Origin of the sequence: Nonomuraea fuscirosea (assembly GCF_003001935.1) — a bacterium.
In the GTDB taxonomy this organism is placed as follows: domain Bacteria; phylum Actinomycetota; class Actinomycetes; order Streptosporangiales; family Streptosporangiaceae; genus Nonomuraea; species Nonomuraea fuscirosea.
In genome coordinates, this window is record NZ_PVNG01000007.1 from 148,576 (window position 1) to 169,927 (window position 21,352).

20 protein-coding genes, 1 tRNA gene and 1 pseudogene are annotated in these 21,352 nt (G+C 71.5%); 10 read left to right on the forward strand and 12 right to left on the reverse strand.

Translation table 11 applies throughout. The annotated features are described in order from the left end of the window. Positions 1 to 49: 49 nt before the first annotated feature. The 4 genes from B0I32_RS18015 (at position 50) to B0I32_RS18030 (ending at position 2,451) form a co-directional block, all read left to right on the forward strand. Positions 50 to 122: transfer RNA gene (locus B0I32_RS18015), tRNA-Leu, on the forward strand. A 634-nt stretch (positions 123 to 756) separates the two neighbouring features. Beyond that, positions 757 to 1,551, forward strand: a complete 795-nt coding sequence (locus tag B0I32_RS18020; RefSeq protein ID WP_106240527.1) for a Bax inhibitor-1/YccA family protein — start codon at positions 757 to 759, stop codon at positions 1,549 to 1,551. Positions 1,552 to 1,718: 167 nt separating this feature from the next. Next, on the forward strand, positions 1,719 to 1,952 hold the full coding sequence (locus B0I32_RS18025; RefSeq protein WP_106240529.1) for a DUF4287 domain-containing protein: 234 nt from the start codon (positions 1,719 to 1,721) through the stop codon (positions 1,950 to 1,952). Positions 1,953 to 2,043: 91 nt separating this feature from the next. Next, on the forward strand, positions 2,044 to 2,451 hold the full coding sequence (locus B0I32_RS18030) for a PPOX class F420-dependent oxidoreductase (RefSeq protein ID WP_106240532.1): 408 nt from the start codon (positions 2,044 to 2,046) through the stop codon (positions 2,449 to 2,451). Between the two features lie 49 nt (positions 2,452 to 2,500). Here B0I32_RS18030 and B0I32_RS18035 read toward each other — a convergent pair whose 3' ends face one another. The 3 genes from B0I32_RS18035 to B0I32_RS18045 form a co-directional block, all read right to left on the reverse strand. After that, positions 2,501 to 3,718 carry an acetyl-CoA C-acetyltransferase gene (locus B0I32_RS18035; protein WP_106240533.1) on the reverse strand — a complete coding sequence of 406 codons (1,218 nt, stop codon included), beginning with the start codon at positions 3,716 to 3,718 and terminating at the stop codon, positions 2,501 to 2,503. A gap of 73 nt (positions 3,719 to 3,791) precedes the next feature. Beyond that, entirely contained in the window at positions 3,792 to 5,135 is a 1,344-nt protein-coding gene (locus B0I32_RS18040) for an outer membrane protein assembly factor BamB family protein (RefSeq protein WP_106240536.1), read from the reverse strand. Between the two features lie 84 nt (positions 5,136 to 5,219). Then, a complete protein-coding gene (locus tag B0I32_RS18045; RefSeq protein WP_342751750.1) occupies positions 5,220 to 6,203 on the reverse strand; it encodes an SGNH/GDSL hydrolase family protein in 984 nt (327 codons plus the stop codon). Positions 6,204 to 6,331: 128 nt separating this feature from the next. On the opposite strand from B0I32_RS18045, the gene B0I32_RS18050 reads away from it, so the two are divergent. Then, on the forward strand, positions 6,332 to 7,702 hold the full coding sequence (locus B0I32_RS18050) for a cystathionine beta-synthase (RefSeq protein WP_106241022.1): 1,371 nt from the start codon (positions 6,332 to 6,334) through the stop codon (positions 7,700 to 7,702). Here the strand turns inward: B0I32_RS18050 and B0I32_RS18055 are convergent. Continuing rightward, entirely contained in the window at positions 7,699 to 8,556 is an 858-nt protein-coding gene (locus B0I32_RS18055; RefSeq protein ID WP_181307511.1) for an NAD(P)-dependent oxidoreductase, read from the reverse strand. The genes B0I32_RS18050 and B0I32_RS18055 overlap by 4 nt on opposite strands. A 57-nt stretch (positions 8,557 to 8,613) precedes the next feature. On the opposite strand from B0I32_RS18055, the gene B0I32_RS61405 reads away from it, so the two are divergent. Next, positions 8,614 to 11,907 (forward strand): ATP-binding protein, encoded by a 3,294-nt coding sequence (locus B0I32_RS61405; protein ID WP_342751751.1) that lies wholly within the window; start codon positions 8,614 to 8,616, stop codon positions 11,905 to 11,907. On the opposite strand, the pseudogene B0I32_RS18065 reads toward B0I32_RS61405, so the two are convergent. Beyond that, positions 11,830 to 12,852: pseudogene (locus B0I32_RS18065) on the reverse strand (sensor histidine kinase); the annotation flags it as partial. The gene B0I32_RS61405 and the pseudogene B0I32_RS18065 sit on opposite strands and share 78 nt — an antisense overlap. A gap of 192 nt (positions 12,853 to 13,044) precedes the next feature. Between B0I32_RS18065 and B0I32_RS18070 the strand changes: the two are divergent. Then, a complete protein-coding gene (locus B0I32_RS18070; protein WP_106240547.1) occupies positions 13,045 to 13,239 on the forward strand; it encodes a hypothetical protein in 195 nt (64 codons plus the stop codon). Between the two features lie 193 nt (positions 13,240 to 13,432). Further along, on the forward strand, positions 13,433 to 14,572 hold the full coding sequence (locus tag B0I32_RS18075; RefSeq protein WP_106240549.1) for a cystathionine gamma-synthase: 1,140 nt from the start codon (positions 13,433 to 13,435) through the stop codon (positions 14,570 to 14,572). 9 nt (positions 14,573 to 14,581) lie between these two features. On the opposite strand, the gene B0I32_RS18080 is transcribed toward B0I32_RS18075, so the two are convergent. Together B0I32_RS18080 and B0I32_RS60965 are read right to left on the reverse strand one after the other, a co-directional pair. Beyond that, on the reverse strand, positions 14,582 to 15,013 hold the full coding sequence (locus B0I32_RS18080) for a DUF2269 family protein (RefSeq protein WP_106240550.1): 432 nt from the start codon (positions 15,011 to 15,013) through the stop codon (positions 14,582 to 14,584). Between the two features lie 10 nt (positions 15,014 to 15,023). Beyond that, positions 15,024 to 15,149, reverse strand: coding sequence for a hypothetical protein (locus B0I32_RS60965; RefSeq protein ID WP_281262608.1), 126 nt, complete (start codon positions 15,147 to 15,149; stop codon positions 15,024 to 15,026). A 139-nt stretch (positions 15,150 to 15,288) separates the two neighbouring features. On the opposite strand from B0I32_RS60965, the gene B0I32_RS18085 reads away from it, so the two are divergent. Continuing rightward, positions 15,289 to 15,714: a DUF6292 family protein gene (locus tag B0I32_RS18085; RefSeq protein WP_245955885.1), complete on the forward strand. Its 426-nt coding sequence runs from the start codon at positions 15,289 to 15,291 to the stop codon at positions 15,712 to 15,714. Between the two features lie 74 nt (positions 15,715 to 15,788). Here B0I32_RS18085 and B0I32_RS18090 read toward each other — a convergent pair whose 3' ends face one another. After that, positions 15,789 to 16,250: a VOC family protein gene (locus B0I32_RS18090; protein WP_106240555.1), complete on the reverse strand. Its 462-nt coding sequence runs from the start codon at positions 16,248 to 16,250 to the stop codon at positions 15,789 to 15,791. Next, positions 16,247 to 16,843, reverse strand: coding sequence for a DinB family protein (locus tag B0I32_RS18095; RefSeq protein ID WP_106240558.1), 597 nt, complete (start codon positions 16,841 to 16,843; stop codon positions 16,247 to 16,249). The genes B0I32_RS18090 and B0I32_RS18095 overlap by 4 nt, the downstream gene beginning before the upstream one ends. Before the next feature lie 61 nt (positions 16,844 to 16,904). Here B0I32_RS18095 and B0I32_RS18100 point away from each other — a divergent pair, with 61 nt between their 5' ends. Beyond that, positions 16,905 to 17,927 carry a helix-turn-helix transcriptional regulator gene (locus B0I32_RS18100; protein ID WP_106240561.1) on the forward strand — a complete coding sequence of 341 codons (1,023 nt, stop codon included), beginning with the start codon at positions 16,905 to 16,907 and terminating at the stop codon, positions 17,925 to 17,927. A 17-nt stretch (positions 17,928 to 17,944) separates the two neighbouring features. Here B0I32_RS18100 and B0I32_RS18105 read toward each other — a convergent pair whose 3' ends face one another. The 3 genes from B0I32_RS18105 to B0I32_RS18115 form a co-directional block, all read right to left on the reverse strand. Continuing rightward, complete coding sequence (locus tag B0I32_RS18105; protein WP_106240563.1) at positions 17,945 to 18,400, reverse strand: GNAT family N-acetyltransferase; 456 nt, start codon at positions 18,398 to 18,400, stop codon at positions 17,945 to 17,947. A gap of 145 nt (positions 18,401 to 18,545) precedes the next feature. Beyond that, positions 18,546 to 20,504, reverse strand: a complete 1,959-nt coding sequence (locus tag B0I32_RS18110; protein ID WP_106240565.1) for a vWA domain-containing protein — start codon at positions 20,502 to 20,504, stop codon at positions 18,546 to 18,548. 50 nt (positions 20,505 to 20,554) lie between these two features. Continuing rightward, complete coding sequence (locus tag B0I32_RS18115; protein ID WP_106240567.1) at positions 20,555 to 21,295, reverse strand: hypothetical protein; 741 nt, start codon at positions 21,293 to 21,295, stop codon at positions 20,555 to 20,557. Between the last annotated feature and the right edge of the window lie 57 nt (positions 21,296 to 21,352).

The window sequence follows — 21,352 nt, forward strand, 5'->3', positions numbered from 1 at the left end:
TGCGAAGTTGTGCTCCTCTGAACCATGGTCCGTTTCGTATGATTGCGGCGCCCCCGTAGCCCAATGGCAGAGGCAAACCCCTTAAAAGGGTTGACGTGCGGGTTCGAATCCCGCCGGGGGCACTTGCCATCTTCCCTGCCTTTGGGTCTCTGACCTGGAGGTTTACTGCGATCGTCGAACGGGCCCCGCCCGGCCCTTCTCCGCCGATATCGAGTTGTTATGGAGTTGGCCTGTCACCGGGCGGTCACTGCTGGTGGAGAGCCGGTGCCACCGGGGCTGAGGGGCCTGTCGGACGGGTGGGTAAGGTCTCGCTCACTGACTGTTGATGTAGGCGCGCGTTTACCCGGCCGAGCGGTTTTCGTACGCACGACGATATTGACAACCCGTCCGGTTTCTGCTTTCTCCCGGCCTCGCCGGAGTTTCTTTCCGTGAATGGTTGACTACGCTTTACAACCGGCCCTTTTCGGCGCGGATAACGGGGTTAGTGAGCCCCGGCCCGCCCCGGCCCGATCGCCGCCTCCACCGCGGTCCCGTCCCGGTCCCTCTGCCGGCCCGATCTCCGCACGTCGCCGCCCGTCCGGGACCGGTCCCGGACGCCGTGCTCCCGGCGGGTTTCCCCGGGGACGGCGGCGGGGAACTTCGCGGCGGGACGGTTCGTTGTGAACGACGCCGAAGTCCCGAATGAACATCGATCTGAGCGTCTAGTTGACCAAGGTGCCGCCGCGCATCGTAGGCTCGGCGTCACAGGAGGCAGCGATGGAGAGCAAGAACCCCGTATTCAGCAGGTCGCGGCAGCAGGCCGCGACGGGCTGGGCCGGCCCCAGTCCGTCCCCCGAGCATTTGCAGAACATGTACGACTCCCCGTCGTACGCACCCCCGGCCCGGCCGGCGTTCCGGGCCATGACGCTCGACGACGTCGTGGTCCGCGGGTTCATGACCCTGGGCACCCTCGTCGTGGCCGCGGCCGCGGCCTGGATCCTCGACGTGCCCCCGATGGTCGCCATCGGCGCGGCGGTCGTCGCGCTGATCCTCGGGTTGATCGCCTCGTTCACGATGAGCACCAACCCGGCGCTCATCCTGGGCTACGCCGCCTTCGAGGGCGTCTTCCTCGGCAAGATCAGCGCCGTCTTCGAGGGGATGATCAGCGGCATCGTGATGCAGGCGGTCCTCGGCACGGCGTTCGCCTTCGGCGCGGTGCTGACCGTCTACTCGCTGCGCATCGTGCGGGTCACCCCCAAACTGGTGAAGTTCACGGTCGCCGCCGCGATCGCCGCGCTCGGGCTGATCCTGGTCAACCTGCTCGTCGGCTTCTTCGTCGACGGCGGTCTCGGCCTGCGTACCGACAGCCCGATCGGCTGGATCTTCAGCGTCGTGATGATCCTGATCGGCTGCTTCTTCCTCCTGCTCGACTTCGACTCGATCGAGCAGGGCGTCAAGCAGGGCGCTCCCGACAAGTTCGCCTGGCAGTGCGCGTTCGGGCTGACGCTGAGCCTGGTCTGGATCTACCTGGAGGTGCTGCGGTTCATCAGCTACTTCAGCAGTAGCGACTGACCCTCAGCGCTCGCGCTCACAAGGGGCCTCGCCGTGACGGCGGGGCCCCTTTCGCTGTGCGATCGAAGATCTACCCGCCGTCACGAAATGATGCCTGGTTCAGGGCTTGCCATTCGCACGTCCGTGTTGCAGTGTCAAGCAAAGGACCTTAATCCGCGGAGGTGCCCATGTCCTTGAACCACTCAATGGAGACGCAGACGAAGCTGATAGCAAGGGTCCCAACGATCACGGGACGCGAACTCCCCGAGTGGTTCCAAGCCATCGACAACGGCCCGTCGTTCCTGAGGTGTGACGAGCGGGCCAACTGGCTCGCCGACGAGCACGGGCTGACCCACGGCTACGCCGCCGCCATCGTCCACGAGCACGAGCGGCACCGCCGTAACCGTATGGGCTTCATCTAAGCCCAACCGCCCCCGCGCCCGTGCCGCAGGCACGGGCGCGTCATCTTGGGGGCCGTCATCATCGGGGCATCGACCGCGTCATCATGAGGGCATGGAAATCGACAAGGCCCTCGGCTTTCTCCGCGACAACCACCGTGCGGTCCTGCTGACCCGGCATCGCGACGGGCGCCCGCAGATGTCGCCGGTCACGGCAGGGGTGCAGGACGGTCACATCGTCATCAGCACCAGGGAGACCGCGGCCAAGGTGCGTAACGCCCGCCGCGACCCCCAGGTGTCGCTGTGCGTCTTCACCGACGGGTTCTTCGGCGACTGGATCCAGGTCGACGGCACCGCCGAGATCATCTCGCTGCCGGAGGCGATGGAGGCGCTGGTCACGTACTACCGCGACATCTCCGGCGAGCACCCCGACTGGGACGACTACCGCGCGGCCATGGTCAGGGACCGCCGCGTCATCATGCGCCTCACGCCGGTGCACGCCGGCCCCGACCGCCACGGCTGACCGGCCGGCGGCCGGGTCGCGTTCCAGCGCCCCGGCCGCGCGCCGTGCCTCAGCTCAGGCGCTCGAGCACCATCGCCATGCCCTGGCCGCCGCCCACGCACATCGTCTCCAGGCCGATGCTCTTGTCGTGGTGCTGCAGGCTGTTGATGAGTGTCGAGGTGATCCGCGCGCCGGTCATCCCGAACGGGTGCCCGACCGCGATCGCCCCGCCGTTGACGTTGAGCCGGTCGAGGTCGATGCCGAGCTCCCGGTAGGAGGGGATCACCTGGGCGGCGAACGCCTCGTTGATCTCCACCAGGTCGACGTCGTCGATCGCCATGCCGGCCCGCGACAGCGCCATCTTCGACGCCTCGACCGGCCCGAGCCCCATGATCTCGGGCGACAGCCCGGTGACGCCGGTGGAGACGATCCTGGCCAGCGGCGTGATGCCCAGCTCGGCGGCCTTGACGTCGCTCATGATGACGACGGCCGCGGCCCCGTCGTTGAGCGCGCAGCAGTTGCCCGCCGTGACCGTGCCGTCGGGGCGGAAGACGGGGGCGAGCGAGGCGACCTTCTCGTACGTGGTGCCCGCCCTGGGCCCGTCGTCCTTGCTCACCACGGTGCCGTCGGGCAGGGTCGCCGGCGTGATGTCCTTCTGCCAGAACCCGTCGGCCAGCGCCTTCTCGGCCAGGTTCTGCGACCGTACGCCGAACTCGTCCTGCTCCTGGCGGGAGACGCCCTTGAGCTGGGCCACGTTCTCGGCCGTCTGCCCCATGGCGATGTAGACGTCGGGGACGGCGTCGTCCGCCCGCGGGTCGTGCCAGGTGCGGCCGCCCTCGCCGAACGCCTTCGTCCGGGCGCCCGCGTCCAGGAAGACGGGGTTGTGTGTCTCGGGCAGGGAGTCGGAGTTGCCCTTGACGAACCGGGACACGGTCTCGACCCCGGCCGAGACGAACACGTCGCCCTCGCCCGCCTTGATCGCGTGGAAGGCCATCCTGGTGGTCTGCAGCGACGAGGAGCAGTAGCGGGTCACGGTGGTGCCGGGCACGTCGTCGAGCCCCAGCATCACCGCCACCACCCGGGCCATGTTGAAGCCCTGCTCGCCTCCCGGCAGGCCGCATCCCAGCATGATGTCCTCGATCGAGGACGGGTCGAGCTGGGGCACTTTGGCCAGCGCCGCCTGGATCATCTGCACGGTCAGGTCGTCGGGCCTGATCTCCTTCAGCGAACCCTTGAAGGCTCGTCCGATCGGGGAACGCGCGGTTGCGACGATGACTGCCTCGGGCATGGCCCCTCCTCTGTCGGCGCTAATAGTAGAACTATATTCCAGTTCCCCGCGCAAGGCCCGCCGACCCCATCGCTTATCCGTACATACCCGGCGCCGTCGCCGTGTGATCGTTCACCGCGTGCACGGCGCCCTTCTCGTCGCGCCACAGCCGCCAGCCGTCCTGGCTGCCCGTGAACCAGGGCGGCGGGGCCGTGGCGGGGGAGACCCGCTTGCCGGTGGCCAGGTCGTACTCGCAGAGGGCGGCGGTGGCGTAGAAGCCGGGCGCCTGCCCGCGCAGCGGCAGCGGCTTGGGGTCGGTGACGCAGAAGGACCAGCCGCGCTCCTCCTCGACCGGCACGGGCCGGCCCGAGGCGATGTCGAACGCCGTGCCCTTGGCGTCGTGCTTGAGGAAGCCGAGCCGGTCCATCCCGTCGGGGAAGGCCAGCCACCAGCCGGATCCGGGCACGTCGGCGGCGGTGATCTGGCCGAGCACCCGGCCCGAGGCCGAGTCGAGCCGGGCGAAGCCGCCGTAGCCGCCCTGGCGGTCCACCGGGCGCACGACCGGCGCGGCGCCGGGGTTGCCGCTGGGATAGACGCGGACGACGGAGGGCCGCATCCAGTTGATCGTCCCGTCGGCGATCCGCACGGAGAAGAGCCCGAAGGTGGAGACCTTCTTGGTCCGCGGGTTCGTGTACGGGGCGACGTAGCCGACCAGGTCGTCGCCGGTCGAGCCGAAGGCCCAGCCGCCCGACAGGTCGATGCCGGGGCCGAGCGCCTGCTCGATCGGCTGCTGCCACTGCAGCTTGCCGGTCTTCAGCTCGTACGACTCCACCATGGGGTTGGCGGCCAGCCGCAGCAGCAGCACCCGGCTGTCGTCGGCCCACTCGACCTCGGAGATCCCCGGCAGCTTCCACAGTTGCTTGCCGGTCGCCGGGTCGAGCACCACCATGCGGGCCTTGGCCAGGGCGGTGTGCTCGGACAGGCACACGTAAGGACCGCATCGCTGCGGCCCGAACGTCGAGTGCACGGGCCTGGACCACTTCTGCGCGCCCGACAGGGCGTCGCGGGCCACGAGCGTGGCGTTCCAGCGGCCCTTCTTGCCCGGGTCGAGCGCGACGATCACGCTGTCGCCGCCGGTCGTCTCCACGATCGCGGGGGTGGAGACCCCCATGCCGGGCAGGCGGCCGGCCATGGTGGCGGGGTGGGCCCACAGGCGCCTGCCGTCGCGCAGGCCGATGGCGACGGTTTCGAGGGCTCCGCCGGGCTTCATCGAGGTCGTGGCGACCACCCCGCCGCCCACGGCCATCCGGCTGACGGCGTTGACCTGGCTGTTCTCCCAGGTCGTGAACGTGGTGGTGGCCGCGTCGCTGCCGGAGCAGGCCGTCACGGCGAGGGTTCCGGCGAGAGCGAGGGATGGTTTCCAGAGGGGCCGGAGCACGGGCAATCCACTCCAAAGTGGGACGAGGAGTGACGGCTCCGACGCGAAGGGTGACCGGCTGGGGGCGTGGTCCCGCCGAGCCGTTCAGGCGTCGTTGACTGGCTCGCCGAGCCGACGGCGGAACAACGTGACCCACTTACCGTGCAGGCCCGTCGCCCGCCCGTCGACCCTGGTCGCGGTGACCTCGGTGCCGGGCTCCTCCGCGGCCGTAGCCGCCGCGAGATAGATCGGTTGCAGTGCTTCGCCGCGTGCGGGGCGCGGCTCAGGCCACAGTCCCAACGCAGCGCACACTGACGGTAGCACCGCGTAAGCGGCCTGCGCGTAACCTCGGTCACTTGGATGGAAACGATCGGGTCCGAACATTTCTGTCGGATTTGTCGCGAACTCCGGGCCCAGGACGTCGGCGAACGCCACCGTACGGCCGCCGGCGTCCACCACCGCCACCGTCTGCGCCGCGGCGAGCTGCCGGCTCCAGCGCCGCGTCACCCAGCGCAGCGGCTGCGCGATGGGCCGCACGGTGCCGAGGTCGGGACACGTGCCCACGACCACCTCGACCCCCGCGTCCCTGAGCCGCCGCACGGCCTTGGACAGATGCCGTACGGCGGTCGCGGGCGGCGTCTGCGTGATGATGTCGTTCGCGCCCACGAAGATCACCGCCAGGTCGGGCTCCATCGCCAGCGCCACGTCCACCTGCTCGCCCAGCTCGGCCGAGGGCGCGCCGGACTTGCCCGCGACCACCAGGCGCACCGGACGCTCGGCGACGGCGGCCAGGCCGTTGGCGAGCAGGACGCCGGGGGTCTTGGCCGGGTCGGTCATGCCCAGGCCCACGGAGGTGGAGTCGCCGAGCATGGCCATTTTGAGTGGTTCGCCGGGAAACGCCCCGTACAGGCCGTCGGAGACGGGACCGTCGAGTCCGTGAGGCCGGCCGATGGCCTTGCGCGCGAGCAGCCCTTCGGCGATCAGCAGCCCGTACGCCGTGGCTCCGAGAGCCGTGAGGCCCCCTCCGCCGAGTGCCGCCGCTGTAGCGATCTTCCGCGCCGCGCGCGCCATGCCAGCTGGCCAGACCACGTGGGTGCCCTCCCCGGTCGAACTCGGCGGTAGCGTTTGCTTGAAAAGTAGCCGAGGGCCTGCCACCCCCACCGGACCTCGGCCGTCGGCAAGCTGATCAAGCTTCGGCAAAGAAGGTGAACACCTCGGTGCGCGTTTACGATTCCCTGGTCGACCTCATGGGGAACACCCCGCTGGTCCGGCTGCACAAAGTCACCGCGGGAGTCCCCGCCCAGGTGCTCGCCAAGGTCGAGTACTTCAACCCGGGGGGCTCGGTCAAGGACCGCATCGCCGTCCGCATGATCGAGGCCGCGGAGAAGTCGGGCGAGCTGCGCCCGGGCGGCGTGATCGTGGAGCCCACCTCGGGCAACACGGGTGTGGGGCTGGCCATCGTGGCCCAGCGCAAGGGCTACCGGTGCCTGTTCGTGGTGCCCGACAAGGTGGCCCAGGACAAGATCTCGGTGCTGCGCGCGTACGGGGCCGAGGTGGTGGTCTGCCCGACCGCGGTCTCGCCCGACCACCCCGACTCCTACTACTCGGTCTCCGACCGGCTGGCCCGCGAGGTGCCCAACGCCTGGAAGCCCGACCAGTACTCCAACGTCAACAACCCCGACTCCCACTACCACTCGACCGGTCCCGAGGTGTGGGAGCAGACCGAGGGCAGGGTCACCCACTTCGTGGCCGGCATCGGCACCGGCGGCACGATCAGCGGCACCGGGCGCTACCTGAAGGAGATCTCGGACGGGCGGGTGAAGATCATCGGGGCCGACCCCGAGGGCTCCGTCTACTCCGGCGGCTCCGGGCGTCCCTACCTGGTCGAGGGGGTCGGCGAGGACATCTGGCCGGCCACGTACGACACCGAGGTCTGCGACGAGATCATCGCGGTGTCCGACAAGGAGTCCTTCAACATGACCCGCCGCCTCGCCCGCGAGGAGGGGCTGCTGGTCGGCGGCTCCTGCGGCATGGCCGTGGTGGCGGCGCTGCGGGTGGCGGCCAAGGCGGCGCCCGACGACGTGGTGGTCGTGCTCCTGCCCGACGGCGGCCGCGGCTACCTGTCGAAGATCTTCAACGACGACTGGATGGCCGACTACGGCTTCCTGACCACCTCCTCCGACGAGGGCCTGGTCGGCGACGTGCTCGCGCGCAAGGGGCCGGGGCTGCCGGAGTTCATCCACGCGCACCCCCACGAGTCGGTCAGCACGGCCATCGCGATCATGCGCGAATACTCGGTCTCCCAGCTCCCGGTCATGAAGGAGGAGCCGCCGGTCATGGCGGCCGAGGTGGTCGGCTCCATCGTCGAGCGCGACCTCCTCGAAGCGCTCTATCACGGCAGGCTCTCCTCCGATGATCCGATCGCTGATCACATGTCCGCGCCGCTACCCACGATCGGCAGTGGTGAACCTGTGGCGCGTGCGGTGGAAGCGCTGGAGAAGGCCGATGCGGCCGTTGTGCTGGAAGACGGCAAGCCCTCCGGCCTGCTCACCCGGCAGGACCTGCTCGCCTTCCTGGCCAACCACTAGGGCTTCATGATCGACTGGATCACGGTGCCGAGGCCCTCGTCGCCGCGGCCCTCGGCGTCGGCGCGCTCGAACAGCCGCCGCAGCGCCGTCGGCACCGTGATCTCCACCCCGGCCTCCGCCAGCGCCTCCACGGCGTGGCCGAGGCCGACGGCCTGCATGTGCAGGGAGTTCAGCTCGCCCGGGTACGACCCGGCCGCGAACTCCCCGGCCAGGTGCCCGGCGTACCCCATGGGCCCGTCGCCGCCCATCTGGGTGAACAGGTCCCGCGCGAACGGCAGGAACGCCTCCGGCGCCACCCCGGCCGTGCGCAGCATCGCCATCGCGTGCATGTAGCTGGTCAGGCTGGACCAGAAGATCAGCAGCTGCGCCTGGTAGAACATCATCGCCAGGCCCTCGTCGGCCCCCACGTAGGCGACCTCGCCGAGCGTCTCCAGCACGGGGACTTGCCGGTCGAGCACCTCCTTCGGGCCGCTGTAGAACGTGTACGCCCCCGGCTGCCCGATCCCCGGCGGCGGCACCATGACACCCCCCGTGATCAGCGTGCCCCCGCGCTCCGCCACCCGGCGGGCCGCCTCACGCAGCTCGCCCGGGCTGCCCGAGCTGAGGTTGACCACGACCTTCCCGTCCAGCCGGGCGTCACCGAAGCTGTCGTACATCGCCTGGTAGCCGATCTGGCTCACCACCAGCAGCTCGCCGTCCACCGCGCTCGCCGCCCGCCTGGCGCCTCTGTCCATCAGAGGATCCGCCTTGCTTCTTGTACGGTTCCACACCGCCACCTCGTGGCCCGCGGCCAGGAACGTCTCGGCCATCTTCGACCCCATCGGGCCCAGTCCAACGACTGTCACTTGACTCATGCGCCCCACCATCGGGCAGGCCGCTACGGAATTCCTGCGGCTCCGCCACGGGTTGGCATGAATGTGCTGCGTTTCGAGGTCCTGGGCCCGTTGCGGGTCGTGACGGACGACGGCTCGCCGGTGCGTGTGGCCGAGCCCAAGGTGCGCGCGCTGCTGGCCGACCTGCTCGCGCACGGCGGCGGCCCCGTCCCGGCGGACCGGCTGATCGACGACCTGTGGGGCGCCCGGCCCGGCCGCAACCCGACCGGCACCCTCCAGGCGCGTGTCTCCCAGCTGCGCCGCTCGCTCGGCGGGTCTGGCACGGTCGTGCTCGGACCGGCCGGCTACCGGCTGGCCGCCGCCGACTCCGACGCCGCCCGCTTCGCCGCGCTCGTCGCCCGCCGCTCCGGCGACCCCGCCGCCCGCGCCGCCGAACTGGAGGAGGCCCTGGCGTTGTGGCGCGGGCCGGCCTACGCCGAGTTCGCCGACGAGGGCTTCGCCCGCGCGGAGGCCGCCCGGCTGGAGGAGCTGCGCCTGACGGCGCTGGAGGAGCAGGCCGAGTTGCGCCTCACGCTGGGCGAGCCCGTCGACCTCGGCGACCTGGTGGTCCGCCATCCGCTGCGCGAACGGCTGGTGGCCGCCCACATGACGGCCCTCTACCGGGGCGGGCGGCAGAGCGAGGCGCTGGCGGCGTACGGGGAGCTGCGCGGGCGGCTGGAGGAGGAGCTGGGGCTGGACCCCTCGCCCCGGCTGGCCGCGCTGCGCCAGGCGATCCTGCGCCAGGAACCGGGGCTCGGGGGCGCACCCCGTACCAACCTGCCCGCTCCGCTCACGGAGCTGATCGGGCGGGAGGCGGACGTGGCCGCGGTGGGTTCGCTGCTGACGACGTCCCGGCTGGTGACCCTCACGGGACCGGGTGGCGTCGGCAAAACCCGCCTCGCCCTCGCCGCCGCCGCGACCGGCCCCGCGCCCGCCGACGGGGTGTGGCTGGTCGAACTGTCCGGCGCAGCCGACCCGGCGGAGGCCCTCGCGGCCGTACTGGGTGTACGCGACGACGCGGTCGCTCCGCTCAGCGACCGTGGCGACGGCCCCGCTCCGCTGGCGGACGTGCGCGGCGGGCACGGGGACGTTGTCGCTTCGCTCGGGAGGCGTGGGGATGCCACGGCCTCGCTGCGGGTGGGGGGTGGCGTGGCTGGGGCGATGGTGGAGCGGCTGGCGGAGGTGCTTTCGGGTAAGCGGGTGCTGGTGGTGCTGGACAACTGTGAGCACCTGGTGGAGGCGGTGGCCGGGCTGGTGTCGCGGTTGCTGCGGGCCGCGCCTGGGCTGCGGGTGCTGGCCACGGGGCAGGAACCGCTGGGGGTGACGGGCGAGCGGGTACGGGTGGTCGAGCCGCTGCCCGAGGCCGACGCCGTGCGGTTGTTCACCGCCCGTGCGGACGTTCCGGCCGACGAGACCGTGGCGGCCGTGTGCCGGCGGCTCGACGGCATCCCGCTGGCCTTGGAGCTGGCCGCCACCCGCGTGCGCGCGCTCGGCGTACGGGAGCTCGCCGCGCGGCTGGACGACCGGTTCCGGCTGCTCAGCGCCGGGATGCGGGACGCGCCCGCCCGGCAGCGCACGCTCAGGGCGATGATCGACTGGAGCTGGGAGCCGCTGGGCGACGCCGAGCGGGTGGTGCTGCGGCGGCTGGCCGTGCACGCCGACGGGTGCACGCTGGAGGCGGCCGAGGAGGTGTGCGCCGAACCCGGCGTGGACGTGCTCGACACGCTGGCCAGGCTGGTGGACCGCTCGCTCGTGGTCCGGGTCGAGGGACCCCGCTACCGGCTGCTGGAGTCCGTCGCGGCGTACTGCGTGGAGCGGCTGCGGGAGGCGGGGGAGCACGATCGGATCAGGGAACGGCACGCCCGCTACTACACGGCGCTCGCGGCGCGGGCCGACCTGCGGGGACCGGGGCAGCGGGAGTGGCTGGCCCGGCTCGACGCCGAGAGCGCCAACCTGCGCCTCGCCCTCGCAGGACCGGATGCGTTGCGGCTGGTCAACGCGCTGGCCTGGTACTGGATCCTGCGCGGCCGACTCAACGAAGGCCGCCGCTCCCTCACCGCGGCCCTGCGCGCCGCCACGTCCGCCGCTGGTGAGGGGGAGGTGGCGCGGGCGTCGGTTTGGCTGGCTGGGATGGAGTTGCTGATCGGCGGGAGTGCGTCGCCCGTACGGTGGGACGGGCTGGATGCGGCGGGGGTGGCGCTGGCCGACTGGCTGCTGAGTCACGTGCGCTGGGCGTACGGCGATCACCGGGCGCACGAGGCGGCGGCGGATCGGGCGCTGGTGGCGTTCGAGGCGCTGGGGGATCGGTGGGGGGTCGCGGCGGCTCTGTGTCTGCGAGCCAAGCTGGCCGTCGGGCGCGCCGATCTGGCCGCCATGGAACGGGACGGGCGGCGGGGGCTGGCGTTGTTCGAGGAGCTGGGTGACGCCTGGGGACGGATCGAGGCCATGGACGTCCTCGATCGGGCGGCCGAGATCAGGGGCGACTACGCCGAGGCCCTCCGCCTCAGGGAGGAGGGGCTGCGGCTGGCGGAGGAGCTGGGGTTCGAGGTGTCGTTCAAGCTGGCGGGGCTGGGCCGGATCGCGCTGCTGGCGGGGGACTACGTGCGGGCGGACGACTACCACGAGCGGGCCAGGGCGCTGGCGGTGGCGCAGTCGTACAAGTCGGCCGAGGAGAACGCCGTGCTCGGGCTGGCCATGAGCGCGCGGCGGCAGGGCCGGCACGAGGAGGCGGAGGCGTACCTGCTGCCCGTGCTGGACTGGCTGCGAGGGGTGGAGGGCACGCCCGGGGTGGCGTTCATCATGGCCGAGCTGGGTTTCGCGGCCGAGCAGCGCGGTGCGGGGGCGGCGGCGCTGAGCAGGCACCGCGAGGGGTACGCGGCCGCGCGGGCCACCGGCGACCCCCGCGCGATCGCACTCGCCCTGGAAGGGCTGGCCGGGGCCCTGTCACTTCCCCTTGAGCGCCCTACGACTGAGCGCTGTACGGCTGAGGGCTGTGCAGCTGAGCGTTGTACAGCCGGGGAGCAGGAACAGGAGCTGGAGGTGGAGGCGGCGGGGCTGCTCGGGGCGGCGGCGGCCATCAGGCGGGCCGCCGGGACGCCGCTGCCGGCCGGCGAGCGGCTGGACGTGGACCGGATCCTCGGTCGCCTGCGCGCCGCCCTCGGCGATGAGACACTCGCCCGCGCGCTGGCCTCAGGAGAGGGGGAACTCGGCGATCACTTCCCAGGCGCCCTCGGGGGACGGGCCCGCGTAGAGCCGGCCGCCCAGTGCCTCCACCCGCTCGCCCATCCCGACCAGCCCGAACCCGCCGCCGAGCCGGGACACCCGCGGGTCTGAGCCGGAGCCGAAGTTCCGTACGCGCAGCACCGTCACCCGTTCGAAGCGGCGCAGATCCGCTTCCACCCAGGCGGTGCGGGCGGCGTGCTTGCGGATGTTCGTGAGGGCTTCCTGGAGCACCCGGTGCAGGGTCGTCATCACCTCGGGCGGCAGCGTGCGGTCGTCCAGCCCCTGGCCGATCTCGAAGGCCACCTTCGGCCCCTCCGAGGAGAACCGGTCGGCCAGCATCCGCAGGTCGGCCAGCGTGATGCCCGGTTTCCTGGCCGCCTCGTCCTGCGCGCGCAGCACCGTGACCATGCGCCGCATCGAGGTCAGCGCCTCCGAGCCCGCCGACGCGATCGCGTCCAGCGCGGGGGCCACCGCGTCCGGCCGGGTCTCCGCGACCGTACGGGCGGCCTGGGCCTGCACGACGATGCCGGTGATGTGGTGGGCGACCAGGTCGTGCAGCTCCCTGGCCAGCTCCAGGCGTTCGGCCCGGCGTACCGAGTGCACCGCCTCCGTCCGGCGTTCCTGCTGGAAGCGCAGGTAGCCGCCCGCGCCCGCGGCCATCGACCACCCCGCGAACAGCACGAACGAGAACACCAGCCCCGCCCCGTCGTAGTCGCGCCCGCTCCCTTCGATCATCAGGACGACCAGCGCCGCGATGGTCAGCACCGCCGCCCGGTGCAGCGGCTGGATGTGCCGCAGCACGCCGATGAGCAGGATGAGCAGCGCGCCCGTCTCCGTCATGCCCGGCGCGCCCGCCGTCCCGGTCAGGCCGATCACCATGGACGAGACGAACGACAGGCCCAGCAGGACGCAGAACCCCTCCAGCCGGTACCTGCGCCGCAGCATCACCGCGGCGATGCCGGCCGCGCCGCAGAAGGGGACCAGCCACTGGAACGTCCCGACGGAGGTCGCGAGCACGAGGTCGATCAGCAGCATCATGCCGAGCCAGCCGAGCATCGCCAGCTCGCTGAGCCGGCGGAGCCAGTACACGACCCGTTTCGAATCCCCCACGGCCCCGAGCCTAAGCCGCAAGTCGGACAAGTCGTATCAACCGTTCGGCCGAGGCGGCTCTGCGGAGACCAGCCCTTCAGCGGAGGCGCGACGCGGGGTGCCTCACCGATGCTGGATATGTCGGAAGGGGACAGAGAAATGGTTGCCATCGGGTTCGCGCTGCTGAGTCTCGGGCTGGTCGTCGCGGTACTGCTCGCGCTGGCCGACCCCGTGCTGCTCTCGCGCATCAACGGGGAAGAGGCGCGCGGCGGCAGCGGCCGGTTCGTCAAGGCGGACGTCGTACGGCTCCCGCCCCGGTCAGGCGGGGACCGGCAGGAGCCGAAGGCGGCCTGACCGACCCGGCTCGCGCGGGCATGGTGCGCGAGCCCCACGGGGGCCGTCGGGGACGGAACCCTCGTGAGCGGCCCGCGGTCCGATGGGGATCGGACCGCGGGCCGCGCCTCTCTGCGGCGGGTGGTACGGGGGCCGTGGTGCGCGGCGTGCCAAGCGGACGTTCACCTGGGGCGGGGCCTGTAACGTTGCCTGTATGAGCAACGGTTTTGAGACGCTGGCCATCCACGCAGGTCAGGAGCCCGACCCCCTGACCGGCGCGGTGGTGCCGCCGATCTACGCCACGTCCACGTACAAGCAGGACGGCGTGGGCGGGCTGCGTTCCGGATATGAGTACAGCCGCTCGGCCAACCCCACCAGGACCGCGCTCGAATCCGCGCTGGCCGCCGTGGAGGGCGGGGCGCGCGGGCTGGCGTTCGCGTCGGGACTGGCCGCCGAGGACACCCTGCTGCGTACGGTGTGCCGGCCGCAGGACCACGTGATCATCCCCAACGACGCCTACGGCGGCACCTACCGGCTGTTCGCCAAGGTGCACGAGCGCTGGGACCTGCACCACGACCCGGTCCCGCTGCACGACCTCGAAGCCGTGGCGGCCGCGATGACGCAGAAGACCAAGGTGGTCTGGGTCGAGACGCCCACCAACCCGCTGCTCGGCATCGCCGACATCGCCGCCCTGGCCCAGCTCGCCCACGACAACGGGGCGCTGCTGGTCGTCGACAACACCTTCGCCTCGCCCTACCTGCAGCAGCCCCTCGCACTCGGGGCCGACGTGGTCGTGCACTCGACCACCAAATACGTGGGCGGGCACTCCGACGTGGTGGGCGGCGCGCTGATCGCCGCCGACGCCGGGCTCGGCGAGGAGCTGACCTACCACCAGAACGCGATGGGCGCGGTGGCGGGGCCGTTCGACGCGTGGCTGACGCTGCGCGGGCTGAAGACGCTCGGCGTCCGCATGGACCGCCACTGCGACAACGCCGAGCGCGTCGTGGACCTGCTGCTCGCCCACCCGCGCGTGACCGAGGTGCTCTACCCCGGGCTGCCGGAGCACCCCGGCCACGAGATCGCGGCCAAGCAGATGCGCCGCTTCGGGGGCATGGTGTCGTTCCGCGTGGCCGGGGGTGAGGCCGAGGCCGTCGCGGTGTGCGACCGGGCGAAGCTGTTCACCCTGGGCGAGTCGCTCGGCGGCGTGGAGTCGCTCGTCGAGCACCCGGGCCGGATGACGCACGCCTCCGCGGCGGGGTCCCCGCTGGAGGTGCCGTCCGACCTGGTCCGGCTGTCGGTGGGCATCGAGACCGTCGACGACCTGCTCGCCGACCTCACCCAGGCGCTGCGCTGACGCGCCTGGTCAGGAGGGGACGACCATCAGGAAGAGGATCACCAGCCAGATCACGGACAGCAGCCCGCTGATCGCGGCGATCCGCCCGTTCTGCACCTTCGCGTCGTCGTCCGTGCTCTCGCTGGTGAGAGCCTGGACGGCGGTGCGCAGGTCGCGGTCGATGATGACGAGCAGCACGGCGGCCACGATGAACAGCGTCATCGACGCCGTCATGTACCACCGGCCGAGCACCCCGCCGCCCATGACCACGCCGAGCACCAGCCCGAACACGAAGACCCCCAGGCTGCCGACGGCATAGATCCTGGTGGTCCGCTGGATGAACTGCAGCGAGGGCACGTTCTTGGCGCGAATGGCGCGCGGCGCGGACATGGTCGCGGCGGTCACCGGCCCGATGGTGAAGACCGCGAAGACGATGTGCAGCCAGAGAAGCAGGGACGACATGCGGGAGACACTAGTCCCCGACGATCTCGGCGGGGGACTCGACACTCTCTTTGCTTTCTCCGGCACAACGCAGGCACAGCTCCGTGGCCGCCACCGCGACGACCATGAGCACGATGAGAAGAACCGTGGCTATCATGGCTGCCCCTCCTTCCCCGTCTCGGACGTAAATATCGTCCGTAATGACTAGACGGCCGTGCAACGGAATAAGTTCGGCGCGGGTATGGTTGGGCATCGCCGCAAATTCCTTACCGTCTGGGCACAAGGGGGTGCCGTCCGTGGCCATCAGGCACGTCGAGCCTTACACCGACGAATGGCTGCAGCAGCCGTACGGCTATGTGCTGCAGGTCCGTGACCTGCTCGGATCCGAGGTCGCGGACTGGTGGGAGGGCCCGTGCGATCCGCGTGACGCCACGCTCAAGCTCGCCGACGGCACGGCACTGGTGTGGGACGAGGAGAGCGGCTGGCGGCTCGGCGCCTTCGTCTCGGGCGGCCGCGGCCGGCACACCGAGTTGTCGGGCGTCGTCCGCTACCTCGGTCACGGTTTGCTACCGAAACCGGAGCGCGTGGTGGCGGCGCTGCACGACGCTAGGGCGGGGGTGGGCGCGAGCTCGGCCTGGCGCCCCTGCTACCGCTCCCACCGCAACTGCCGCGACGGCTTCGACGTCGCCCTCGACTTCTACTCCCGCCTCGTGGACGCCTGAGCCCTCCCGCCCAAAGCTCTTCCGCTAGAGGCTCCCCGCTGGAGGCCTTTCACCGGAGGCCGCTTACGAGAGGGTCAGTCCAGGCAGAACTCGTTGCCCTCCGGGTCGGCCATCACGATGAAGCCGCCGCTCATCGGGGGTTCGGGCTCGTGCCGGCGGGTCCTGGTCGCCCCCAGCTTGACCAGCCGCTCGCACTCCGCCTCCAGCGCCGCCATGCGTTCCTCTCCCTCAAGCCCGGGAGCGGCGCGGACGTCGAGGTGGACCCGGTTCTTGGCCGTCTTGTCCTCCGGCACCTGCTGGAAGAACAGCCGCGGCCCCGCCCCGTCCGGGTCCTCGATCGCCGACCGGGTGTTGCGCTGATCCGCCGGCACGCCGGCCCGTTCGAGGAAGTCGTCCCACGCGGCCAGCGGATCGGCACCCTCCGGCAGGTCGACGCCGGGCGGCGCCGGATGCACGTAGCCCAGCACGTCACGCCAGAAGATCGACAGGGCCCGCGGGTCGTGGGCGTCGAAGGTGACCTGGATGGTGCGGCTCATCGGTTCGTGCCTTCCGTGCTCTCCGCGGTGGAGTGGGTGTGCAGGTAGAGGTCGCGCAGCAGGCAGACCTCGGACAGGTGATGGATCAGCTCACGGTGGATGTGCTGCACCAGGTCGGCCATGGGGGCCTCGGGGTAGGGCTCCTTCTCGCCGACCGGGGTGCGGAGCTGCGCCTCGCTCAGGCCGCGCACTCCGGTCAGCCACGCCTCGACCTGCGTGTCCAATTGGTCGAGCGCGGCGGCCGCGGTGCCGGCGTACTCCCAGCTCTCGTACGACGCCGGCGGCCCGCCGAAGTGGGAGGCGGTGCGGGCGGCGAGCACGCCCACGATGACGTGGCCGAGCCGCCAGGCGATCGTGGTGAAGGGCGACGGGACCGGCTCGGGGAAGCCGTAGTCGATCGTGAACGCCCCGGTGCCGGCCTGCACGGGCGCCGTCGAGTGACCGCGCGGCCGTACGTTCCAGGCGCCCGGCACCGGTGACCAGAAGTACTCGTCGTCGGTGAGACCTTTGAATCGGGGACGGAGATGATGGTTCCAGTGCCACTCCAGTTGCTCGCGCAGCGTCCGGTTCCAGTCGAAGTCGGTGGTGTCCATGGCTTCACTCTGACACCCCAGGCGGACAGGATCGGTCCGCTATCTCTGGCAGGCTGATTTCATGAGCGTGGCGAGCGGTGACGAGCGGGGCACGACGGAGCGGGTGCTCACCCTGCTCGGGCTGCTGCAGCAGCGCCAGGTCTGGACCGGCCCCGAGCTCGCCGCCCGGCTCGGGGTGACGCCGCGCACGGTGCGGCGCGACGTCGAACGGCTGCGCACGCTCGGCTATCCGGTGCACGCCAGCCAGGGCGTCGGCGGCGGCTACCAGCTCGGCCCAGGTCAGGACCTGCCGCCGCTGCTGCTCGACGACGAGGAGGCCATCGCCACCGCCGTCTCCCTGCTGGCCGGCGCCGGCGGCGCGGTCGCCAGTGCGGGCGAGGCCGCGTTGCGGGCGCTGACCAAGCTCGACCAAGTGCTGCCCACCCGGCTGCGGCACGAGGTGCGGGCGCTGGCGGGCTCGGTGGAGTCCTTCGGCGCCGGCGGCCGTACGCTGATCGACCCCAAGACCCTGATGACCCTGGCCAGGGCCTGCCGGGACGAGGTCGAGGCCGCCTTCGACTACCCCTCGGGGGACGAGGTGCGGGCGCGGCGGGTGGAGCCGTACCGGCTGGTCGCCTCCGACCGGCGCTGGTATCTCCTCGCCTACGACCTCGACCGCGACGACTGGCGCAACTTCCGGGTCGACCGGATGAGGGAGGTGTCCGCGCGGACCCGGCGGTTCCGCCCCCGGGCGGCTCCGGACGCGGCGGCGTACGTGCAGGAGAGCGTGGCCAGCCGCGTCTACCGGCACCAGGCCCGCTTCCTCCTGCACGCTCCGGCCGCGACGGTACGGGCGCAGATCCCGGCGTCGGCGGCCGTCGTCAGGGCGCGCGGGAACGAGCGCTGCGAGGTGACCAGCGGTGCCGCCAACCTCGACTTCGTGCTCATGCACATCGTGCTGCTGGGTCACGACTTCGACGTGCTCGACCCGCCTGAACTGGTGGAACGCTGCCGCGACCTGGCCGCCAAACTGCTGTCGGCCGCGGGGAACGACGGTCGTCGACCGCCGGGTGATCGTGGTGCGGGGTCACGTTCACGCGGGTGAGTCCGAGCGCCGAGGGCTTACCCGTGGAGGGTCAGCAGGATGTGGTCGTCGTCGCCGTGGCGCACCGTGCCGGTGCGTTCGAAGCCGTGGCGTTCCAGCAGGCGCACGGACGCGGTGTTGCCGTGGAAGGGGTCGGCGTAGAGCGGTCTGACCTTCTCCGCCTGGAGGAAGAGGCCGAGCGCGCGCGTGCCGACACCCCGCCCCCAGAACGCGCACCCCATCCAGTAGCCGATGAAGCGCCGGTCGTCTTCCCACCACGCCACCAGGTTGCCCGCCAGCTCGTCGCCGACCATGATCGCCTGCACATGGACGGTCGGATCGCCGAGGACCGAGGTGCGCCAATGACGCAGGAACGCCTCACGCTCCCGTGGCGCGAACCTCGACCGCCGCGCCGCCTCGGGGTCGTGCTCCTGCTCCAGGAACACCTCCAGGTCGGCATCCACGACATCACGCAACCGCACGTCCTCGCTCATGGCGAGCAGTCTCGCAGGCGGCACCGACAGAAACGGCTCCCACGGAAACCCCAGCTCAGGGCCCCGAGCGGGATGCCGGCCCGACGGGGCCGAGGAGCAGGGGCCATAGTGCCAGGCGGTGTCGGCGGGAGCGGCGCAGGCGGTGTCAGCGGGAGCGGCGCAGGCGGAGGAAGTCGCTGACGACGTACTCGCCCAGCCGCTCGGCGTCGGGCGAGAAGACCCGCCCGCCGTTCCTGCGCGCCACCTCGTCCACGAACTCCTTCAGCCGGTCGTCGGCCGCCAGCATGAAGATGTTGATCGTGGCCCGCCGCCGGGTCATCTTGTCCACCTCGGCCAGCGTGAGCTCCAGCGTCTCGTGCGACGGCGGCCACTCGAACGCCGAGCGCCCGTCGCGCATGAGGTGGGCGGTGGGCTCGCCGTCCGTGACCACCAGCACCACCGGCTCGAAGTCGGGGTGACGGTCGAGGTGACGGCCGGCGATGAGCAGGGCGTGGTGCAGGTTGGTGCCCTGGACCATGTCCCAGTCGAGGCCGGCCAGCTCGTCGGGCTGCAGCACCCTGGCGTAGTTGGAGAAGCCGACGATCTGCACGGCGTCCTGCGGGAACTTGGAGGCCACCAGCGCCTGCAGGGCCAGCGCCGTCTGCTTGGCCGCGGCCCAGGTGCCGCGCAGGGCCATCGAGTACGACAGGTCCACCAGCAGGCAGACGGCGGCGGCGCTGCGGCGCTCGGTCTCGGCCACCTCGAAGTCGTCGACCGTCAGCCGCACCTTGGGCCGCTCGCCGAGGCTGACGCCGCCGCCGCGCACGCCGTTGACCAGCGTGCGGACGACGTCGATCGGCTGCTCGTCGCCGAAGCGCCAGGGCCGGGAGGAGCCGGTGAGCTCGCCGGCCGAGCCCGCGTCGTGCTGGTCGTGGTCGCCGCGGCGGCCTCCGTCGAGCGAGGCGAAGACCCGGCGCAGCGCGGTCTCGCCCAGCCGGCGCACCGCCTTCGGGGTGAGCTCCAGCTTGCCGCGGCGGCGCAGCAGGTAACCCTGCTCCTCCAGCTCGCGTTCGATGCGCTTGAGCGCCTCCAGGTCGTCGACCGCCGAGCGGCCGAGCGCACGGCGTACGGCGGCCTCGTCGATGTCGTCGAGCCGCGCGCCCGGGTAGTCCTGGCGCAGGGCGGTTTCGAGCTGTGTGAGGTCGGCCAGCTCCTCCAGCGCGGTCACCGCGTCGCCCATGGCCAGGGGCTCCTCGCCGGTGAGGCGCTCGGGGGCGTTCCAGGCGAGGTCGGGGCGGCGGGCGTAGAGGGCCTCGCCGAGGCGGCGCATCTGGTCGGACAGGCCCGCCTGGTCGAGCGTCTGGTTGATGAGGTTGCCCAGCTCCTCGCGCTGGCGCGGGGTCATCGAGGCCAGCATGCGCTGCGTGGCGGCGGCGCGGCGGGCGAGGATGTCGACGAGCTCGTCGAGGGTGCGGGGCTTCTCCGGGAAGAGATCCTCATATTTCGCCATGAAGTTATCGAAGTCGTCCTGCGTGTGCTCGCCTCTGGAGTCGCGGTCGAGCATGTCGTTCAGGTCCGACATCATCTGGCGTACGCGTTCCATGGCCGCCGGGTCGGGGTTGGCCAGCGCGTCGCGCAGCCCCCTGAACTGGCTGTCCAGGACCTCCCTGCGCAGCAGGTCGCGCAGTTCCTCGAAGGTCTGCCTGGCCGCCGCCGAGCGCCACTCGTACGAGCTCAGCTCCTGGATCGCGCTGGCGGTGTCCTCGGGCAGCGCGTCGAGCTCGGACTCCCGCAGTCGCGCCTCGTCGGACGGATCGGGGAACAGCTCGGCCCGCTCCTGCCCGATCGCCTTGTCCAGCAGCGCCCTGGCCCGCTCCAGCGTGCCGTCGAGACGCCCGCGCTCGCGCAGGTCACGGCGGCGCCGGCGGACCTCCTTGAGCATGTCGTCGAGCCCCCGGCGGTCCTGGCCGCCGGGCAGGCCGCGCTTGAGCAGATCGCGCAGGGCGTGGACCGGCGTCGAACCCGACAGGATCGCATCGCCCATCTCGTCGAGCGCCGCGCGCACGTCGTAGGGAGGAGCGAGGGGGTCGGGGCCGTCGTGGTATTCGCCATAGCGGAAGGCCATCACGAAACCACGCTAACCCGGAAAACGCCCCCATGTGTGTGCATGGATCATCAGGCGTCGCCGAAGATCTCCCACACCTGGTCCAGCGAGTCGGCGCCGGGCGTGTACTCGATCTTGACCAGGACGGGGTGCCGGACCGTCTTGAGGGCCTTCGTCAGGTCCGTCCACGTGCACGGCTTCTTGCCCAGACCGTTCCTGTCGGCGTTGACCGGCCGGCCGGACAGCCAGCCGTCGCCGCAGCCGGCCGTGGTGCGGGAGAAGCCCGTGACGTACGAGTAGCCGAGCTTGAGGGTCTTTCCGCCCGTCGCGAACAGGACGGTCGTGTCGTCGACCCGCTTGATCGTTCCCCTGGCCGAGCGCTGCCCGGGCCACTCGGCGAGCAGGATCTCGTTCACCTTGACGGCCTTGCCGCCCCGGTGCTCGACCCGTACCGGTACGGGGCCGCGCCCCAGCTCGGTGGCCAGCTGCCCGGCGGCGCACCGGGTGCGCCCGAGCCCCTTCGAGTCGAGGGCCACGTGCCCCTCGGTCTCCTTCAGATCGCACTTGACCGTGACCCGCCCGTAGGCCGCCCCGGTGTAGTCGAGCCGCAGCTCCTTGGCCCCCGAGACGGCCTTCAGCCGGTGCAGCACGTTGCCCTGCCGGGTCACGCGGGTGGCCGACTTCGGCACGATCCGCAGGTGACCCTTGCCGTTGGACCAGGCCCACCCGTACGCGGAACTGGCGGCCTCGGCGGGCACGGCGAGCACGCTCAGCGTGAGAGCGGCGACGGTGGCACAGGTGAACAGGCGCATGGACGATCTCCCCCGACGGCGTAGTTCTGTACCACTATGACGCGGGAGAGCGCCCAC

Excerpts from the sequence above, each read along its gene's own strand:
- B0I32_RS18020 (WP_106240527.1), top strand. The coding sequence starts at position 757 with ATGGAGAGCAAGAACCCCGTATTCAGCAGGTCGCGGCAGCAGGCCGCG.
- B0I32_RS18025 (WP_106240529.1), top strand. The coding sequence starts at position 1,719 with ATGTCCTTGAACCACTCAATGGAGACGCAGACGAAGCTGATAGCAAGG.
- B0I32_RS18030 (WP_106240532.1), top strand. The coding sequence starts at position 2,044 with ATGGAAATCGACAAGGCCCTCGGCTTTCTCCGCGACAACCACCGTGCG.
- B0I32_RS18035 (WP_106240533.1), bottom strand. The coding sequence starts at position 3,718 with ATGCCCGAGGCAGTCATCGTCGCAACCGCGCGTTCCCCGATCGGACGA.
- B0I32_RS18055 (WP_181307511.1), bottom strand. The coding sequence starts at position 8,556 with ATGAGTCAAGTGACAGTCGTTGGACTGGGCCCGATGGGGTCGAAGATG.
- B0I32_RS61405 (WP_342751751.1), top strand. The coding sequence starts at position 8,614 with ATGAATGTGCTGCGTTTCGAGGTCCTGGGCCCGTTGCGGGTCGTGACG.
- B0I32_RS18070 (WP_106240547.1), top strand. The coding sequence starts at position 13,045 with ATGGTTGCCATCGGGTTCGCGCTGCTGAGTCTCGGGCTGGTCGTCGCG.
- B0I32_RS18075 (WP_106240549.1), top strand. The coding sequence starts at position 13,433 with ATGAGCAACGGTTTTGAGACGCTGGCCATCCACGCAGGTCAGGAGCCC.
- B0I32_RS18080 (WP_106240550.1), bottom strand. The coding sequence starts at position 15,013 with ATGTCGTCCCTGCTTCTCTGGCTGCACATCGTCTTCGCGGTCTTCACC.
- B0I32_RS60965 (WP_281262608.1), bottom strand. The coding sequence starts at position 15,149 with ATGATAGCCACGGTTCTTCTCATCGTGCTCATGGTCGTCGCGGTGGCG.
- B0I32_RS18090 (WP_106240555.1), bottom strand. The coding sequence starts at position 16,250 with ATGAGCCGCACCATCCAGGTCACCTTCGACGCCCACGACCCGCGGGCC.
- B0I32_RS18095 (WP_106240558.1), bottom strand. The coding sequence starts at position 16,843 with ATGGACACCACCGACTTCGACTGGAACCGGACGCTGCGCGAGCAACTG.
- B0I32_RS18100 (WP_106240561.1), top strand. The coding sequence starts at position 16,905 with ATGAGCGTGGCGAGCGGTGACGAGCGGGGCACGACGGAGCGGGTGCTC.
- B0I32_RS18105 (WP_106240563.1), bottom strand. The coding sequence starts at position 18,400 with ATGAGCGAGGACGTGCGGTTGCGTGATGTCGTGGATGCCGACCTGGAG.
- B0I32_RS18110 (WP_106240565.1), bottom strand. The coding sequence starts at position 20,504 with ATGGCCTTCCGCTATGGCGAATACCACGACGGCCCCGACCCCCTCGCT.
- B0I32_RS18115 (WP_106240567.1), bottom strand. The coding sequence starts at position 21,295 with ATGCGCCTGTTCACCTGTGCCACCGTCGCCGCTCTCACGCTGAGCGTG.